General features: G+C 65.8%; 19 protein-coding genes. 10 read left to right on the top strand and 9 right to left on the bottom strand.

Annotated elements, in window-relative coordinates:
• Window positions 1–9: 9 nt before the first annotated feature.
• On the bottom strand, window positions 10–999 hold the full coding sequence (gene pip / locus DNX69_RS25570) for a prolyl aminopeptidase (RefSeq protein WP_110788828.1): 990 nt from the start codon (window positions 997–999) through the stop codon (window positions 10–12).
• 132 nt (window positions 1,000–1,131) lie between these two features.
• Here pip and DNX69_RS25565 point away from each other — a divergent pair, with 132 nt between their 5' ends.
• From DNX69_RS25565 to DNX69_RS25550, 4 genes are all read left to right on the top strand, one after another.
• Entirely contained in the window at window positions 1,132–1,389 is a 258-nt protein-coding gene (locus tag DNX69_RS25565; RefSeq protein ID WP_110788827.1) for a DUF6894 family protein, read from the top strand.
• A gap of 71 nt (window positions 1,390–1,460) precedes the next feature.
• Complete coding sequence (locus DNX69_RS25560; protein WP_110788826.1) at window positions 1,461–2,858, top strand: amidase family protein; 1,398 nt, start codon at window positions 1,461–1,463, stop codon at window positions 2,856–2,858.
• A gap of 17 nt (window positions 2,859–2,875) precedes the next feature.
• A complete protein-coding gene (locus tag DNX69_RS25555; protein ID WP_110788825.1) occupies window positions 2,876–3,352 on the top strand; it encodes a glutathione peroxidase in 477 nt (158 codons plus the stop codon).
• Complete coding sequence (locus DNX69_RS25550) at window positions 3,349–3,603, top strand: DUF3297 family protein (RefSeq protein ID WP_110788824.1); 255 nt, start codon at window positions 3,349–3,351, stop codon at window positions 3,601–3,603. The genes DNX69_RS25555 and DNX69_RS25550 overlap by 4 nt, the downstream gene beginning before the upstream one ends.
• A gap of 125 nt (window positions 3,604–3,728) precedes the next feature.
• Here DNX69_RS25550 and DNX69_RS25545 read toward each other — a convergent pair whose 3' ends face one another.
• Together DNX69_RS25545 and DNX69_RS25540 are read right to left on the bottom strand one after the other, a co-directional pair.
• On the bottom strand, window positions 3,729–3,980 hold the full coding sequence (locus DNX69_RS25545; RefSeq protein WP_110788823.1) for a hypothetical protein: 252 nt from the start codon (window positions 3,978–3,980) through the stop codon (window positions 3,729–3,731).
• A 462-nt stretch (window positions 3,981–4,442) separates the two neighbouring features.
• Window positions 4,443–4,784: a GIY-YIG nuclease family protein gene (locus DNX69_RS25540; protein WP_110788822.1), complete on the bottom strand. Its 342-nt coding sequence runs from the start codon at window positions 4,782–4,784 to the stop codon at window positions 4,443–4,445.
• Window positions 4,785–4,898: 114 nt separating this feature from the next.
• Between DNX69_RS25540 and DNX69_RS25535 the strand changes: the two genes are divergently transcribed.
• From DNX69_RS25535 to DNX69_RS25520, 4 genes are all read left to right on the top strand, one after another.
• Window positions 4,899–5,270 (top strand): hypothetical protein, encoded by a 372-nt coding sequence (locus tag DNX69_RS25535; protein WP_110788903.1) that lies wholly within the window; start codon window positions 4,899–4,901, stop codon window positions 5,268–5,270.
• Between the two features lie 139 nt (window positions 5,271–5,409).
• Complete coding sequence (locus DNX69_RS25530) at window positions 5,410–6,339, top strand: SMP-30/gluconolactonase/LRE family protein (RefSeq protein WP_110788821.1); 930 nt, start codon at window positions 5,410–5,412, stop codon at window positions 6,337–6,339.
• 155 nt (window positions 6,340–6,494) lie between these two features.
• Complete coding sequence (locus tag DNX69_RS25525) at window positions 6,495–7,091, top strand: GNAT family N-acetyltransferase (RefSeq protein WP_110788820.1); 597 nt, start codon at window positions 6,495–6,497, stop codon at window positions 7,089–7,091.
• Window positions 7,092–7,230: 139 nt separating this feature from the next.
• Window positions 7,231–7,515 (top strand): hypothetical protein, encoded by a 285-nt coding sequence (locus DNX69_RS25520; protein ID WP_013501491.1) that lies wholly within the window; start codon window positions 7,231–7,233, stop codon window positions 7,513–7,515.
• 257 nt (window positions 7,516–7,772) lie between these two features.
• Here DNX69_RS25520 and DNX69_RS25515 read toward each other — a convergent pair whose 3' ends face one another.
• Genes DNX69_RS25515 through DNX69_RS25505 form a run of 3 tightly spaced genes read right to left on the bottom strand, consistent with a single transcriptional unit; the run spans window position 7,773 to window position 10,599 of the window.
• Complete coding sequence (locus DNX69_RS25515) at window positions 7,773–8,765, bottom strand: PDR/VanB family oxidoreductase (RefSeq protein ID WP_110788819.1); 993 nt, start codon at window positions 8,763–8,765, stop codon at window positions 7,773–7,775.
• A gap of 31 nt (window positions 8,766–8,796) precedes the next feature.
• Window positions 8,797–9,552: a GntR family transcriptional regulator gene (locus DNX69_RS25510; protein WP_110788818.1), complete on the bottom strand. Its 756-nt coding sequence runs from the start codon at window positions 9,550–9,552 to the stop codon at window positions 8,797–8,799.
• A 3-nt stretch (window positions 9,553–9,555) separates the two neighbouring features.
• Window positions 9,556–10,599, bottom strand: a complete 1,044-nt coding sequence (locus DNX69_RS25505; protein WP_110788817.1) for an aromatic ring-hydroxylating dioxygenase subunit alpha — start codon at window positions 10,597–10,599, stop codon at window positions 9,556–9,558.
• 196 nt (window positions 10,600–10,795) lie between these two features.
• Here DNX69_RS25505 and DNX69_RS25500 point away from each other — a divergent pair, with 196 nt between their 5' ends.
• Window positions 10,796–11,938, top strand: coding sequence for a DUF1963 domain-containing protein (locus DNX69_RS25500; RefSeq protein ID WP_110788816.1), 1,143 nt, complete (start codon window positions 10,796–10,798; stop codon window positions 11,936–11,938).
• Between the two features lie 104 nt (window positions 11,939–12,042).
• On the opposite strand, the gene DNX69_RS25495 is transcribed toward DNX69_RS25500, so the two are convergent.
• The 3 genes from DNX69_RS25495 to DNX69_RS25485 form a co-directional block, all read right to left on the bottom strand.
• A complete protein-coding gene (locus DNX69_RS25495) occupies window positions 12,043–12,885 on the bottom strand; it encodes an AAA family ATPase (protein WP_110788815.1) in 843 nt (280 codons plus the stop codon).
• Window positions 12,886–13,001: 116 nt separating this feature from the next.
• Window positions 13,002–13,256, bottom strand: coding sequence for a GlsB/YeaQ/YmgE family stress response membrane protein (locus tag DNX69_RS25490; protein WP_110788814.1), 255 nt, complete (start codon window positions 13,254–13,256; stop codon window positions 13,002–13,004).
• A 166-nt stretch (window positions 13,257–13,422) separates the two neighbouring features.
• Window positions 13,423–15,360 carry a sensor domain-containing diguanylate cyclase gene (locus DNX69_RS25485; protein ID WP_110788902.1) on the bottom strand — a complete coding sequence of 646 codons (1,938 nt, stop codon included), beginning with the start codon at window positions 15,358–15,360 and terminating at the stop codon, window positions 13,423–13,425.
• Between the two features lie 167 nt (window positions 15,361–15,527).
• Here DNX69_RS25485 and DNX69_RS25480 point away from each other — a divergent pair, with 167 nt between their 5' ends.
• Window positions 15,528–16,703 carry a vWA domain-containing protein gene (locus DNX69_RS25480; RefSeq protein ID WP_110788813.1) on the top strand — a complete coding sequence of 392 codons (1,176 nt, stop codon included), beginning with the start codon at window positions 15,528–15,530 and terminating at the stop codon, window positions 16,701–16,703.
• The last annotated feature ends 67 nt before the right edge of the window (window positions 16,704–16,770 follow it).

Raw genomic sequence — 16,770 nt, 5'->3', positions numbered from 1 at the left:
GGTGTCCTTTCAGGCCCTGGACCGGGCCGCGACGTCAGTGATCCCGGCGATCACCGCGTCACGGATGCCGGGGTCGTAGAGCAGGTGGCCGGCGGCGTCGACGGTGCGCAGCTCGGCCTCCGGCCACAATGCGGCGAGCCGGTGCGCGGTTGCGGGCGGACACAGCAGGTCGTAGCGGCCCTGCACGATCACGCCCGGAATGCCGGCGAGCTTGTGGGCCTCGTTGAGCAGCTGATTGGGGCGCATGAAGCAGTCGTTTGCGAAGTAGTGCGACTCGATATAGGGCGTCACTGGCAGCGCGCTTTGGCTGGTCGGATGTGCGCGATCGAGCCACGTCCGCCTGGGCGTCACCATCGACAGCACCCCTTCGGTTTCGACCCAAGCCTTCGCCGCAGGAGCGTGCACCGCGGGGTCGGGATCGAGAATCCGCCGCCAATACGCGTCCAGCGGCGCGGCGCGTTCGGACTCCGGCAGCAGGCCGAGAAAATCCTCATTCAGCGCCGGATAAAATTGCGGCAGATTGATCAGGAAGGCCGTTTCGAGCTCGGCGCGGGTGCCGAGAAAAGTGGCTCGCAGCACCAGCCCGCTGACGCGCTCCGGATGCGCCTCGGCATAGGCCAGCGCCAGCGTCGATCCCCACGAGCCGCCGACCACCAGCCAGCGTTCGAAACCGTACAGGGTACGAATCGCCTCCATGTCGGCAATCAGATGCGGCAGCGTGTTGGCGTCGCAGCCGCCCTTGGGGCGGCTGCGACCGGCGCCGCGCTGATCGAACAGCACGGCATGAAACCGCTGCGGATCGAACAACCGGCGATGATCCGCCTGGCAGCCGCTGCCGGGGCCGCCGTGCAGGTAAACCGCGGGGATCCCGTCGGCACGGCCGTTGCTTTCGACATAGAGTTCGTGGCCGTCACCGACCGCGAGCAGTTGCGAGGAGAGCGGCGCACCTGGTGCAGGGCGCTGCGCGGACGAAGCATCGTCTTGCGGGTCAAGCGGCATTCGAACTTGTTAGCGCGAAACTGCAGGGTTTGCGAGCGCCGCGCCTCGCGGCGCGCGGATGGGCGGCGCCCCGAGGGTTGCGGATCAACGGCGTGATGGCCACCTGAAAGAGGTGTTCAATCGGGAGCCGGAATGCCGCGATATTTCTTCAACACCCGGATCGGCGAGGAACTGATCCCAGATCCCGAGGGCGAGGAACTGCGCGACGCCGACCACGCCTGGGAAGTGGCGCGCGCCACCATCCGCGAAATCGTCAAGACCGAGAGCGCGCAGCTCGATCTGATCCGCGCCAGCCTCGAAGTCACCGACGAGGAGGGCGGCGTGCTGCTGGAATTTCCGTTCAGCGAGGCGATGCTTGATCTGCCGGCGTCGCCGCGGAACCGGCATTGAGCGGTTGCTGAATTGGCGATGGCGCGCCCGATCCTGCCGCGCTATCACATTCGTCTCGCAACGGAGTGATCATGCAGGACATCTGGCGCCTTTCCGCGACTGAACTGGCCGATCTCGTCCGCAGCCGCCGCGTCTCGGCGCGGGAAGTAGCCGAGGCCGCGCTGAACCGGCTTTCCGCCGTCAATCCTGCGATCAACGCGGTGGTCGATCACAACACCGAGGCCGCGCTCGCGCAGGCCGATGCGGTCGACGCCGCGCTCGCCAAAGGCGAAAGCCTCGGCGTGCTGGCCGGAGTGCCGGTGACCGTGAAGGTCAATGTCGATCAGCAGGGCTTCGCCACCACCAACGGCGTGACACTGCAGCGCGACTTGATCGCCAAAACCAACAGTCCGGTGCTCGACAATCTGCGCAAAGCCGGCGCGGTGATCATCGGCCGCACCAATACGCCGGCTTTCTCCTATCGTTGGTTCACCGCAAACAAGTTGCATGGCGAGACGCTGAACCCGCGCGATTCCTCGATCACGCCGGGCGGCTCCTCCGGTGGCGCGGCCGCCGCGGTTGCAGCCGGCATCGGAGCGATCGCGCACGGCACCGACATCGCCGGCTCGGTGCGCTATCCGGCCTATGCCTGCGGCGTGCACGGGCTGCGGCCGACGATCGGCCGCGTCGCCGCCTACAACGCGTCCTCGCCGGAGCGGCCGATCTGTCCGCAGATCAGCGCGGTGTCGGGGCCGCTGGCCCGGACCATCGCCGACGTGCGGCTCGGACTGCAGGCGCTGGCGCAGCCGGACTCGCGCGATCCGTGGTGGGTACCGGCGCCGCTCGACGGCCCGCCGCGCGACAAGCGCGCTGCGCTGTGCATCGCGCCCGACGATCTTGCGGTGGTGCCGGAGGTGCGCGCTGCGCTGAAGGACGCCGCCAAGCGGCTCGAAGCCGCCGGCTGGATCGTCGAGGAGATCGAGAACACGCCGCCGCTGCGCGAGGCCGCCGAATTGCAGGCGCAGTTCTGGCTCGGCGACGGTTATCAGGCGATGCTCGAGGCGGCCGAGCGCGAGGGCGACGAAGGCGCGCTGGCATGCCTGCGCGGCAACCGCGACAAGGCGATCGCCGATCTCGCCAGCTACTCCAAGCTGCTGACCCGTCGGGCAACGCTGACCCGTGACTGGCAGACGTTCTTCGATGGCTATGCCGTGCTGCTGATGCCGGTGTGCGGCGAGCTGCCGTTCCCGCAGCGGCTCGACCTGAAGGACGACGCCTCGTTCAAGCGGGTGTGGGCGGCACAGATGCCGCAGGTCGGACTGCCGTTCGTCGGCCTGCCGGGGCTGACGGTGTCGACCGGGATGGTCGGCCGGGTGCCGGTCGGCGTGCAAGTGGTGGCGGGGCGCTATCGCGAGGATCTGTGCCTGCTCGCCGGCGAAGCCATCGAGGCCGGCGGAGTGCCGCCGTCGCCGATCGACCCGGTGGCTTGAGCTGAGGCGAGGGGACGATGGCGTCGATCTATGATTTCTCCGCCACATCGTTGGCGGGCAAGGACGTTTCGCTGAAGCAGTTCGAAGGGCAGGTGCTGCTGATCGTCAACACCGCCAGCGCCTGCGGCTTCACTCCGCAATACAAGGGCCTCGAAGCGCTGCAGCAGACATACGGCCCGCGCGGCTTTTCGGTGCTCGGCTTTCCCTGCAACCAGTTCGGCGCGCAGGAGCGCGGCGACGAGGCGCAGATCGCGCAATTCTGTTCGACCAATTACGGCGTGACCTTCCCGATGTTCGCCAAGATCGATGTCAATGGCTCGGGCGCGCATCCACTGTACAAGTTTCTGAAGGACGAAAAGGGCGGCCTGCTCGGCTCGGCGATCAAATGGAATTTCACCAAGTTCCTGGTCGACCGGTCCGGGCGCGTGGTATCGCGGCATGCGCCGACCACCACGCCGGAGGCGCTTTCGAAAGAGATCGAGACTTTGCTATGACCGACACTCCGAACATCGAACTGCCCGATCGTCTGTCGATCGAGCCTTCCAGCCCTTATTACAACGCCGACCTGCTCGAGCTCGACGTCGGCGTCCGCTTCAAGGGGCAGGACAAGACCAACGTCATTGAATACTGCGTCAGCGAGGGCTGGATCCGCGTCGCCGCCGGCACCGCGAAGGATCGCTTCGGCAATCAGCTCGCGATCAAGGTTCACGGCCCGGTCGAGCCGTATATCCGTCCGCGAAGCTGAGCTTCACGCCGGCGGCTGTTGCTCTGCGCCCGGCCGGGAGTTTTCTCATCATCTCGCAGTAATGCCGTCGCTGGTGCGCTCCCGCGCACCGGTGCGCATTCGCGTTTCCGGTTTGCGCCCGGACGTTAACGATCGGCAGGCGGGATGATCTCGCGCAAGAACATCGCCGCGCAGATGTTGCGCGCATCCGCGATGGCCTGCGCCGAGATCTGGTGTCGGCGCGGCGCGAGCCACTGATTCGCGCTGATTCGTCGGCGCTTTGTTCCGCCCGCGTTCCAGATCTTAAGATCAAGCACGGCGAGTGTCGCATCCGGGGACAGCGGCAGTGAGGATGCCTGCGCGCAGTCGACGACGATCTCAGCAACGACGGCAAGCACCGTTCGCCGTGCGGTGCTCGGCCGCGTATTAACGATTGTAACGGTGATCAGCGCGGTCGCGTGAACACGCGCGTGCAGGTGTTGTGCCGCGTCGTCTCGGCGGCGCCGAGATCTAGTGAGATCGCGACCGAGAGAGCTGATTCGCAGTGATTCGGGCTGGCTTCGTTCTGGCCGCGTTCGAAGCGTTAAGACCGTGCAGGCGCGGTGTCGCATTCGGGGACACGCTGTCCAGCATGATTGCTCGCACGCGTCGTCCGCAGCATCGACGAGGAGGCCGGCGAAGGTCGGCATATGAGGCGCGAGCATTAACGCATTCAGCCATTTTCGCGGCTTCGCACGCCGGCTGCGCCAACAGGTGTTGTGTCATGGACGCGCTGGTCGCGCGCGATCTGGTGCTGAGGTTGTGTCGCGAGCCGATTCGCAGTGATTCGGCCCCGCTTCGTTCCGGCCGCGTTCCAAAGGTTAAGACCGACGCCGCGTCGTGTTACGCGCTGGGACAGCTTTGCGGGCTTTCGGGGGCTTGGCGACGTGGGCTTGCGCCTCGGCGGCGAGGCGGCGGCGGAAGGTGCGGTCGCGCTTGAGATGCCACTCGCGGCTCATCGCGTCGCGGCGGCAGGTGAAGCGCTCCGAATGGATCAGCACCCAGGCGCGGCCGCGGGTCGAGCGTGCGCCGGTGCCGGCGTTGTGCTGGGCGAGGCGGCGGTCGAGGTCGAGCGTCCAGCCGACATAGGTGAGATAGCGGCCCGCGTGCGCGCAGCCGAGCACGTAGACGAAGCACTCTTCTTCGGCAGGAGCCTGTTGCATGGCGCGAGCCTCGCACGGCTTCGCTGAGTCCGGCAATCGGCCGCGGGGCAAGGCCGTTGACGGCTGCCGCGCCAGCGGCTTCGCTGGCGTCCGATGCAACCGAAGGAGACGACGATGGCCGGCAAACCGATGATCGCGCTGGCGGTGCTGGCACCGCTCTTGTGGAGCCCGGCCGCGACCGCGCAGGACGTGCCCGGTATCGAGATCTGCACCGTGGAAAAGACCATGGAGCGGCGCACCAGCTGCCTGCAGAGCAATGTCGACTTCCTGCACAAGAGCCTGGACAAAGCGCGGCTCGAACAGCGGCAGCAGCTCGAGGCCGCCCGCGCCCAGATCGGGGCGCTGGGCGCGGCCGTGGCGGCGCTGCAGAAGCAGCTCGCCGAGCTGCAGGCGGCGCAGAAGCCGGCCAAGACCGAGCCTGCCCCGGCTAAGGATGCGGCGCCCACGAAGGATGCCTCGCCGCCGAAGACCGACGCCAAGAAGTAGTTCGCGCCGCGTCTGCCGCTCGGCGGAATTCGCGCGCTTGCTTGGCAAGCCGCGACGACATGACTTACAACTCGTCCCCGAGACAATAAGCGCCGGCCCGAAACGGTCTGTGCCACAACAAACAGCCCGGGAGAAAACCATGTCCAACGTCCGCGTTCTCGCCACCGATCTGGCATTTCCCGAAGGCCCGGTCGTGATGCCGGACGGCTCGGTGGTGCTGGTCGAGATCCGCGCGCAGCAACTGACGCGGGTGTGGCCGCACGGTCGTAAGGAGGTGGTGGCGAAGATTGCGGGCGGGCCGAACGGCGCCGCGCTCGGCCCCGGCGGCAAGATGTACATCTGCAACAACGGCGGCTTCGGCTGGTTTCCCTCGCGCGGCACGATGATGCCCGGCGCGCCCGAGCCGCACGAATATATCGGCGGCTCGATCCAGCGCGTCGATCTGCAGAGCGGTGCGGTCGAGACGCTGTTCGACAAATGCGGCGAGCACCCGCTGAAGGGGCCGAACGATCTCGTGTTCGACAAGCACGGCGGGCTGTGGTTCACCGATCTCGGCAAGCGCCGCGCCCGCGACATGGATGTCGGCGCCGCCTACTACATCAAGCCCGGCATGACCGAGATCACCGAGCAGGTGTTCGGCACGCTGCCGCTCAACGGCATCGGCCTGTCGCCGGACGAGACCACGATGTATGCGGCCGAGACGCCGACCGCGCGGCTGTGGGCCTACGATCTGTCGGCGCCCGGCGAGGTCAAGCCGCGCGACGTGATCTATCGCGGCGAGAAGGGCAAGCCGATCGCCGGGCTCGGCGGCTACCAGATGTTCGACTCGCTCGCGGTCGAGGCGGGCGGCAATGTCTGCGTCGCCACGCTGGTCTCCGGCTGCATCTCGGTGATCGCGCCGGACGGCACGTTGGTCGAGCAGGTGCCGACCGGCGACCGTGTCACCACCAACATCGCGTTCGGCGGCCCTGACCTGAAGACCGCCTACATCACTTTGTCCGGCCGCGGCGAACTGATCGCAATGGATTGGGCTAGGCCCGGACTGGCGCTCCATTTCCTCAACAAGTAGTAACGGTCTGATTTTTCAACTCGCCTGACATCGCGCGACGGGGGGAGACACGCCCCTCGATCGGCGCATACGCGCATGTTCGTCGATGGCCGGGACAAGCCCGGCCATTGCGTATTATGGTTTCGGTTCCCGACCCCCATGAGGAAGCAGCGCAGATGCCCTGGCTCGAACCCGTCACCCTGAGCGGCCCGCACGCGACATTGGAGCCGCTCGAGCCGTCGCATCGCGACGGGCTGATCGAGGCGGTGAAGGACGGTGAGTTGTGGAAGCTCTGGTACACGTTCGTGCCCGAGCCGGCGAAGATGGAAGCCGAGATCGCGCGGCGGCTGGCGCTGCAATCGCAGGGCGCGATGCTGCCGTGGACGGTGAAAGACGCCGCCGGCAAGATCGCCGGCATGACCACGTATATGAACGTGGATGCCGGCAATCGCCGGGTCGAGATCGGTTCGACCTGGTACGCGTCTCGCGTGCAACGGACCGGACTCAACACGCAATGCAAGCTGCTCCTGCTGCAGCATGCCTTCGAGAAGCTCGACTGCATCGCGGTCGAGTTCCGCACACACTTTTTCAACCATCAATCCCGGCGCGGTATCGAGCGGCTCGGCGCCAAGCAGGACGGCATCATGCGCAATCACCAGATCGCGCCAAACGGCACGCTACGCGATACCGTGGTGTACTCGATCATCGCCGCCGAATGGCCAACCGTGAAGGCCCATCTCAGCTATCAGTTGTTCGAGAAGCCCGGGCGCTGAGCCGCCGGGCGTAGGTTCCCTTGATTTTGATCAAGATTTCGCTTGCTAATCGGCTGATCATCCAAAGAATAGCGCCCCCGATAGGCTCCGTTTGATCTGCGTCATTTTGCGGAGCCTTTGCCGACGCCATTCTAGTGCTATGCCGTTTTATCGATTTCACGTCCGCGATCCGATCAACCGCGTCGATGGCCCGGGCCATGACGGGGCGGCGCTCGCCGATGACATCGATGCGACGCTGTTCGCCGCCGGGGTGATCCAGCGGCTGGTCCAGGTGCATCCGTCGGTGCCGCGGACCTGGTCGATCGAAATCATGCAGGATCAGCGCCGGGTCGGACTGCTGCCGTTCGACAAAGGCTGCCAGGTGATGCTGCGGCCAGAATGGGTCTGCGACCAGCCGATCGGCGTGCTGGAAGGGTGGCGCTGAGTCTGCGTAACTAGCTCCGGGTGGAGTGTCACCTCTCCCCGCGCGCGGGGAGAGGTCGGCTCGGCGCGTAGCGCTGAGCCGGGTGAGGGGGCGCTTCCGCGAGTCTGAGCTTGGCGGTTCTTTGGTGCGACGTGGGTGAAAAGGCCGGCAGCTCGGCCACGTGGAGACGCCCCCTCATCCCACCCTTCTCCCCGCGCGCGGGGAGAAGGAGTAGGCCCTGCCTGGGGCAAGTTACTTCGTCTTGGACCGTAGGCGGCTTAGGCGGCCGCTCCCGGCAACTGATCCGGCCGGTACAGCGTGTCGATCGTCACCGTGCCGCGGGCGCGGGAGACGCAGGCGCACATCTTGCCGCTGTCGTGTTTCTGATGGTCGCTGAAGAATACGTCGCGGTGGTCGATCTCGCCGTCCACGGCGGTGACGTCGACGGCGCAGACGCCGCATTCGCCGCGCTCGCAATCGGAGATCACGTCGAAGCCGGCGGCGTTCAGCGCGTCCAGCATCGAGCGGTCGCGCGGCACCACGATTTCGCTGCCGGTGGCGCCGATGCGGACGCGGAACTCGGTGGTCGGCAGCCGGCCGCTGGAACCGAAGGTCTCGAAACACAGATCACTCGCCGGGCGGCCTGCCTGATGCCAGGCGTGCCGCGCAGCTTCCAGCATCCGCAGCGGACCGCACAGCACCGCCACGGCGCCCTCTGGCAGAGCACGGAAGGCGGCGTCGAGATCGAGCCTTGCACCTTCGTCGCCGGCATGAAGCCGCAGCCGGTCGCCGAGCAGGCTGCTCAGCTCGTCGTGGAGCGCGGCGTCGCTGCGCGATTTCACCGCGTAGTGCATCGTCAGCTCGGTGCCACGGCGGGCGAGCGCAGCGGCGATCCCGAGCATCGGTGTGACGCCGATGCCGCCGGCGATCAGCGCGTAGTGCCGACGGCTCCAATCGATCTCGAACAGCGAGGCCGGATGGGTGATGTCGATCCGCTGTCCCGGCTTCAGCACCCACATCGCTCGCGATCCGCCGCGGCTGTCGCCGGCGAGCCGCACCGCGATCCGCAACCGCCCCTTATCCGGCGCGCCGACCAGTGAGTAGCTGCGCTTGTCGGGCTGGCCGTCGATCAGCACCGCGACGTTGATATGGCTACCGGGCGCGCAGGTGGTGACCGCCATATCCGGTTCGAGCACGATTTCGCGGATCGACGGCGTCAGGTCGCGGGTCGACACGACGGTGCTGCTGGTCCACTGTTCGGCGAAGCGCATCGCGGCCTCCTGTCGGTGGGTGGTCGAGCGATTACTTGTCGGCGGCCTGGGTCACCAGCGTCAGCGCCGGCAGCAGGTCGAGATGGGTGCGGCTGCGCAGCGCCAAGCGCAGGTTGCGCACTGCGAGCCGGGCGTGTTCGCGCATCACCGCTTCGGCGCGGGCGCCTTCGCGGTTCTCGATCGCGTCGATCACGGCGCGGTGGTGATCCTGGGCGATCAGCAGGATCTGGTGCGCCTCCGGCAGCGCCGACTGCGCCATCACGAAGGCGCTCGGTGAGGCGAACGGCAGGGCGGCGACGCGGTCGATCTGGCGCATCACCGGCGCCGAGCCGCACAATTCGTTGAGCAGCGCGTGAAGCCGGGCGTTGAGCGCCACATAGGCCGAGAATGCATCGACCGAGATCGGATCCTGTCGCACCAGCTCGTCGATATCGCCGAGGCACTGCTTCAATGGTTCGAGTTGCCGCGCGCTGGCGCCACGCTCGGCGGCGAGCCGGGCGGCGAGACCCTCCATGGTGCCGCGCAGTTCAATCGAGTCGAGGATGTCGCGCTCGGAGAACGCCTTGACCATGAAGCCGCCGGACGGGATCGCCTGCAGCAGGCCCTCGTCCTCGAGCCGCACCAGCGCCATCCGCACCGGCGTGCGCGACACGCCGGTGATGTCGACCGCCTGCAGTTCGGAGATCCGTTCGCCGGCGCGGAGCTGACCGGACAGCACCATGTCGCGCAGCGCAAGCTGCGCACGCACGGTCTGCGATATCGAACGGTCGGCGGCCTTGTCGTTCATCGTTTACTCCGCCGCCTGCAGTTTCGGCGCGTTTTCCCGCGCCACCATGCGGTCGATCAGCTTGCGCGACCACATCGCGCCGGCGTCGATGTTGAGATTGTAGAACACCCGGTCGGGGTTCTCGAGCATCGCGCGCTGCTGGGCTTCGAGGATGATCTCGTCCTCGCGGAAAATGCCGGAGACGCCTTCGCGGATCTCGGTGGTGAGTCGCTGCTCGCTGAGCCGGTAGTTGCGCACGAACGCCCAGAAGTAGTGGCAGGTGGTGTCGGTCTCCGGGGTCATGGTGTTGAGCACGAAGCCGTTGACGCCCTGGGAGCGGTCGCCTCCCGGCGCGCCGGTGCCGGCGGGCGCGACGCCGACGTCGATCGTCACCGTGCCGGGCGCTTCGAACCGGATGATCTGCCAGCGATCGACGAGGCCGGGCTTGCGGAGCTGTGCGGCCCAGAACGGCGGCGGCTCGATGCTTTCCATCCAGCGCGTCACCGTGACGGTGCGGTCGCCATGGGTGACGTCGAACGGTGCTTCGGCCACCGCTTCGTTGCCGATCGACGAGCCGTGCACGTAGGTCTCGTGGGTGAGGTCCATTAGATTGTCGACGACGAGACGCCAGTCGCATTTGGCGTGGATCGTCTTGCCATCGCCGGCCCAGGCCGGATCGTCGTTCCAATGCATGTCGGGGACGAGCGCCGGATCGGCCAGCACCGGATCGCCCATCCACAGCCAGACGAAGCGATGCCGCTCGACCACCGGATAGGAGCGCACGCAGGCCGACGGATTGATCGTCTCCTGCGACGGCATGTAGGTGCAGCGGCCCTGCGGATTGAACTTCAGCCCGTGATAGCCGCAGACCACGGTGTCGCCCTCGAGCCTGCCCTTCGACAGCGGCACCAGACGATGCCAGCAGGCGTCCTCCAGCGCGGCGACGCTGCCGTCGGCCTTGCGATACATCACGACATGCTTGCCGCAGATGGTGCGCGGAAACAGCGCGTGCTTGATGTCGGCGTCCCACGCCGCGGCATACCAGGCGTTGAGCGGAAAGGCGGGCATCGTAGCCTCCCTGAATATTATTGTTGAGTCCAGATTGTATACATGAATGCGGTTAAGGCAACCGGATTTGCTCATATTGCCGACGAAATCGCGCATTGCTGTATACTGCGTGTCAGTCGATCTTACGGACGGGAAAATACTGACTAGATAGTTCTTAGTTTGTTCCCGTAGCCTGCTTTTCGGAGGGGGAGTGGGTATGAGCGAACTGACCCAGCGTTCCGACAACGAACTGCTGCAAGCTTGGCTCGACCATGTCCGCAGCCGGGCCGCGATCGAGCACATCGGCGCGCTCAATCGCCACCTGCAGGACCAGCTGCAGATCGAGCGTGAACTGGTCGGACGCGCCGGTGGCCTGAATCGGCTGCGCGAGTTGCTCACAGGCGACGATCCGGACGTCGTCCTGAGTGCGGAACAGGCGCTGCGCAGATCCGAGACCGCCGAGGGACGCGCGCACCCGGCTCCGCCCGACTCGGCTGATGCGGTTCTGCCGGAGGATCGTCCGATGTTCCGGCTGGCGCTTTCGCCGCCGCCGCCGGCCATGGACGTGGCCGAGATCGTCAAGCGCCTGATCGCGGCATTGCCGCTGGAAGCGGCGGCGCTGTTGCGTCAGCTTCGTCCCGCGATCGGGCTGTGGCCGCAAGCGGCCCGCGCCGACGCGCCGATCGATGGCTCCCGGCTGGGGGGCATGCCTTGCGCGCCGCCGGGATGGCAGTGGCCAATCGCTGCGACCGAGCCGATGCTGTTCATTGGACAGATCAACTGCGCCGACCTGCGCGGCCTACCGGGCGCGGAGGTGTTGCCGTCGCAGGGCCTGCTGTCGTGCTTCGGCGACCACGATACGGTGATGGGATGTCTGCTCACCGGGGAGGGCGGCGCGCTGTATTATTGGCCCGAAACCGACCATCTGCTGCCGGCCGAACCACCGCTGGAAATGCTCACCGTGTTTCCGCGCGCAGAGCTGCTCTTCCGGCCGATGTGGGACCTGCCGGACCCTGACAGCAGCGTGATCGCGGCGATCCTGCCGGACAGGTCGAACCAAGCGACCTACAAAAGCTTCCATCGCGAGATGCGGCGGCACGGCCTTCCCGCCGAGATCGACTATCCGTGCAATGGCAGCAAGCTGCTGGGCTGGCCGGATCTACTGCAGGGCGAGAGCTTCGAGTTCACTCTGGATCAGCCGTACGATCAGTATCGATTGCTGCTGCAATTCGACAGCTACACCAACGGCAGCGAAGCCGCCGGCTTGGGGCCCGGCGGCTTCCTGTACTTCTTCATCACCAAGCACGACCTCGCCGACCGGCGTTTCGCGGCGGCGGAACTGGCGATCCAGTTCACGTGAGGCTTGGTCCATGCCGGCGACCTGCGGGGAGCAATGCATTGCGCAGGACACCTCATCATTTCGGGGGCGCACTATGCGCGCCCCGAATGACGATGAGAGGGGCTTTAAACCTCTCGCCGGCTCAGGAACGCCAGCCGCTCGAACAAATGCACGTCCTGCTCGTTCTTCAGCAGCGCGCCGTGCAGCGGCGGGATCAGCTTGCGCGGATCGCGCTCGCGGAGCTGCTCCGGGCTCATCTCTTCGTTGAGCAGCAGCTTCAGCCAGTCGAGCAGTTCGGAGGTCGACGGCTTCTTTTTCAAGCCGGGCACGTCTCGGACTTCGAAGAAGATCTTCAGCGCTTCCTCGACCAGGCGCTGCTTGATGCCGGGGAAGTGGACGTCGACGATCGCCTGCATGGTGTCGGCGTCCGGGAACTTGATGTAGTGGAAGAAGCAGCGGCGCAGGAACGCGTCCGGCAGTTCCTTTTCGTTGTTCGAGGTGATCACCACGATCGGGCGCTTGGCGGCCTTGATGGTTTCGCCGGTCTCGTAGACGTGGAATTCCATCCGGTCGAGTTCGAGCAACAGGTCGTTCGGGAATTCGATGTCGGCCTTGTCGATTTCGTCGATCAGCAGCACCGGGCGCTGCTCGGCGGTGAACGCCTCCCACAGCTTGCCGCGCTTGATGTAGTTCTTGATCTCAGAGACGCGTGGATCGCCGAGCTGGCTGTCGCGCAGGCGGCTGACCGCATCGTATTCGTAAAGGCCCTGCTGCGCCTTGGTGGTCGACTTGATGTGCCAGGTCAGCAGCGGCGCGTTCAGCGCCCGGGACACTTCCTCCGCCAGCACCGTCTTGCCGGTGCCAGGCTCGCCCTTCACCAGGAGCGGCCGTTCGAGCACGATCGCCGCATTGACGGCGACCTTGAGGTCGTCGGTCGCCACATAATCCTTGGTGCCGGTGAACTTCATGCGTTTCAGCCTCGTCTGATCCGGCGCGCGCGCCGTTGTTGTTGTTTGTTGATTGGTGGTGGTTGGAGGAGAGGGCGCGGCCGCAGCCGCAACCGCGAGATCGCGCAGCGTCGGTATCAGGCTCTGCGGATCATCGCCAGCAGGACCAGCACGATCACCGCGCCGATTGCGGAATTGATGATCGCCCGGACAATCCCGACGCCGAGATTGACGCCGAGGAACGGCAGCAGCCAGCCCGCGACCACGGCCCCGACGATGCCGATCACCACATTGCCGACCAGCCCGAATCCGCCGCCGCGAACGATCAGTCCGGCGAGCCAGCCGGCGATCGCACCGACCAGAAGCCAGACCAGAATGGAATCGATCCCCATTGCGCTCCTCGTGCTTGTTCGTCCCGCTGCCGGGCTTTAGGCCCGGCAACGGATACGAGTTTAGCGCGCATCCCGCGGGGCAGGCTATCGTTTTCGCAGGATGCGGCAGCCCGAGGTTTCGTGCGCAGATTGCAGCCTGCGATCGGCGAGGGCAGATGCGGCGAGGTCAGGATGCCGATTCCGCGGATGCGGGCTCTTGCTCGGGCTGCAGCGGTCCGGCATCGGCAACGAAATCGGCGGTCGTGGCGGCGACGCAGCAGTCGCGGCCCCGTCGCTTGGCTTCGTACAGCGCGATGTCGGCGTCGCGCAGCAGCAGCGCGGAATCGAACGGCGCGGTGCCGCAGGCGAAGCCGATGCTGACGGTGAGGCAGCCGTGCGCCGAGGCCGGGTTGCGCACCGCCAGCGCGCGCACCGCGGCGCGCAGGCTCTCGGCGAAATTCATCGCGGCGGCGGCATCTGCACCGGGCAACACGATGGTGAACTCCTCGCCGCCGTACCGCGCGGCGAAGCCGTGCATGCCGCCCACCAGGCCGCTGAACAGGTTACCAAGCTGGCGCAACGCGTCGTCGCCGCCCTGATGGCCGAAATGATCGTTGAAGCCCTTGAAGTCGTCGACATCGATCATCAGCACCGCCATCGTCGCGGCGGAGGCGGTTGTGCGACCGATGAAACCGTCGAGCGAGCGGCGGTTCGGCAGGCCAGTGAGGCCGTCGGTTCGCGCCAATTCCGCCAAGCGGGCATTGAGCGCCTTGACCTCCTGCTCCATCAGCTTGCGCTGCGTGACGTCACGCAGCGTACCGACGACGCAATGGCCCGGGCCATCGTCGGAACGGGTGTAGGCGAAATTCGCTTCGAGCCAGACCTGATCGCCCTCAGCGCGCCGCATCCGGAACTCGGCGCACAGGCCCGCAGGCGATTTCCGCAGCCGTGCGGCGACGGCCTGCAGGGCCGGCACGTCCTCGGCGTGAACCATTTCGGTCCAGGCGCGGCCGATCAGTTGCTCCGGCTTTAAGCCGAGCACGGCCTCGACCGACATCGACACGAACCGCATGATGCCGCCGGGGTCGGTCAGCACGATCACGTCGCCCATATTGGCGTCGATCAGCCGATAATGCGCGTCGCGCTCGCGCAGCAGATGCTGCACCTCCTGCCGGCGGCGGAGTTGCGCCGCAAGGACAGCAGCCAGCAGCACCACGCAGGCGAGCAGCGTTACCGCCACGGCGGCGTCCGATCGCACGGTCTCCCGCCAGCCGGCCAGCACGGAGTCCTTTGTCCGCGCTACGGTCACCACCAGCGGGTAGCGGCTGATCTGTCGATACGCCAGGTATTTGGTGAGACCGTCGAACGGCGAGACGGTGAGATAGAAGCCGTTCGGGCCCTGGCGTAGCGCATGCTGGAACAGCACCGAATTCGACATGTCGCGGCCGCTCTGCAGCGATGGCCATTGGATCAGCAGCCGGCCATCGCTGTGCAGCAGGCTGATACTGCCGCCGGGGCCGAGATCGATCGTCTTGTAGAAGTCGCTGAAGTAGTCGCTGGCGATGGTCGCAACCACAGCGCCGGCAAAGTGACCGTCCGCGGTTTCGAGCCGGCGGCTGACGGCGAAGATCAATTGCCTCGAGGTGCGCGACTCGATCGGTCCGGTGATCAGCAGCGCGTCGTCGGGGTTGTCGCGGTGATAGCGGAAGTAACTGCGGTCCGCATTGTTCAGCGGCGGCACCGGCGTCACCGAGGCGTGGGTGACGTTGCCGACAGAATTGACGATCGCGACGTCGGAGAGCTGCGGCAGATGGTCGGCAAGCGCGCGCAGCCGCTCGTTGAAGCCCGCGTTCAGCTCCGGTCGCAACCTGACATAGGCTACGATGTCGTCGAGCACGATGTCGGCGCCTTGGAACGTGTGGGTCGCGTGTTCGGCGAGCGACTGCGCCAAATTCCGTGTCTCGGTTTCATTCTGCGCCAGGGCGAACCGGCGGGAGTCGTAACCCTTCCACAGCATCAGCCCGAGCACGCAGGCGCCCAGCGCCGTCACGAACAACGTGACGACCAGGGTCGCGGTGGATACGCGGCCGATCCAGCTTCGGAACAGGGCAAGGCGAGGGAACATCACACGGCCATTCTTCGGGCGCCTGTGCTTGCACCCCAGATGCTTTACCGACCGATAATTCCACCAGTCGGATTTGACCCTTCGACTGTTCGAGAGCGAGTTTTCAACAGATGCGATGAAAGGTATTCCGGCTTGACGGGGCCGCAGGGTCGGGCAATCTGTCCGCCATGTTCCTTCAATTCTTCACGTCGCTGCGCGACGCCCAGGTTCCGGTCACGCTTCGCGAATATCTGACGCTGATGGAGGCGCTCGACGCCGACCTCGCCGATCAGAGCGTGGAGAATTTTTATTACCTGTCGCGCGCCGCGCTGGTAAAGGACGAGCGCAATCTCGACAAGTTCGACCGGGTGTTCGGGGCCACCTTCAAGGGCCTGGAAAACCTGCTGGATGCCATGGAGAAGGCGGAGATCCCGGCCGAATGGCTGAAGAAACTCGCCGAGAAATATCTCAGCGAGGAGGAGAAGAAGCAGATCGAGGCGATGGGCTGGGACAAGCTCATGGAAACGCTGAAGAAGCGCCTCGAGGAGCAGAAGAAGCGGCACCAGGGCGGCAATAAGTGGATCGGCACCGCCGGAACTTCGCCGTTCGGCGCCGAGGGCTACAATCCGGAAGGCGTGCGGATCGGCCAAGAAAAGAGCCGGCACCAGCGCGCCGTCAAAGTGTGGGACAAACGCGAGTTCAAGGATCTCGACGGCAACGTCGAGCTCGGCATCCGCAATATCAAGGTGGCGCTGCGCCGGCTGCGGAAGTTCGCCCGCACCGGTGCGCCGGACGAACTCGATCTCGACACCACGATCCGCGAGACCGCCAATCACGGCTATCTCGATGTGCACATGCGCCCCGAGCGCCGCAACGCGGTGAAGGTGCTGGTGTTCTTCGATATCGGCGGCTCGATGGACAGCCACATCGCTCAGGTCGAGGAGTTGTTCTCCGCGGCCAAGAGCGAATTCAAGCACATGGAATATTTTTACTTCCACAACTGCCTGTACGAAGGCGTGTGGAAGCAGAACAAGCGCCGCTTCACCGATCGCACCCCGACCTGGGACGTGCTGCACAAGTTTCCGCACGACTACAAGGTCGTGTTCGTCGGCGATGCATCGATGAGCCCGTACGAAATCATGGTGCCGGGCGGCTCGGTCGAGCACGTCAACGAAGAAGCCGGCCATGTCTGGCTGGACCGAGTGCTTCAAACCTATCCGCACACGGTGTGGCTGAACCCGGTGGCGCAGCGGCACTGGGACTATTCAGAATCGACCACCATCATCCGCCGTCTGTTCTCGCAGCGGATGTATCCGATCACGATCGAAGGCCTCGAAGGCGCGATGCGCGAGCTGGTGCGCTAGGTTCGGCATCGGTCCGTCATTCCGGGGCGCGAGCGCTAGCTCGCGAACCCGGAATCCCGAGATGTTC

Source organism: Rhodopseudomonas palustris (assembly GCF_003226555.1).
Classification (GTDB): Bacteria; Pseudomonadota; Alphaproteobacteria; order Rhizobiales; family Xanthobacteraceae; genus Rhodopseudomonas; species Rhodopseudomonas palustris_I.
The sequence above is the reverse complement of the archived record's forward strand: the minus strand, read 5'-3'. Positions and strand labels throughout refer to the sequence as shown.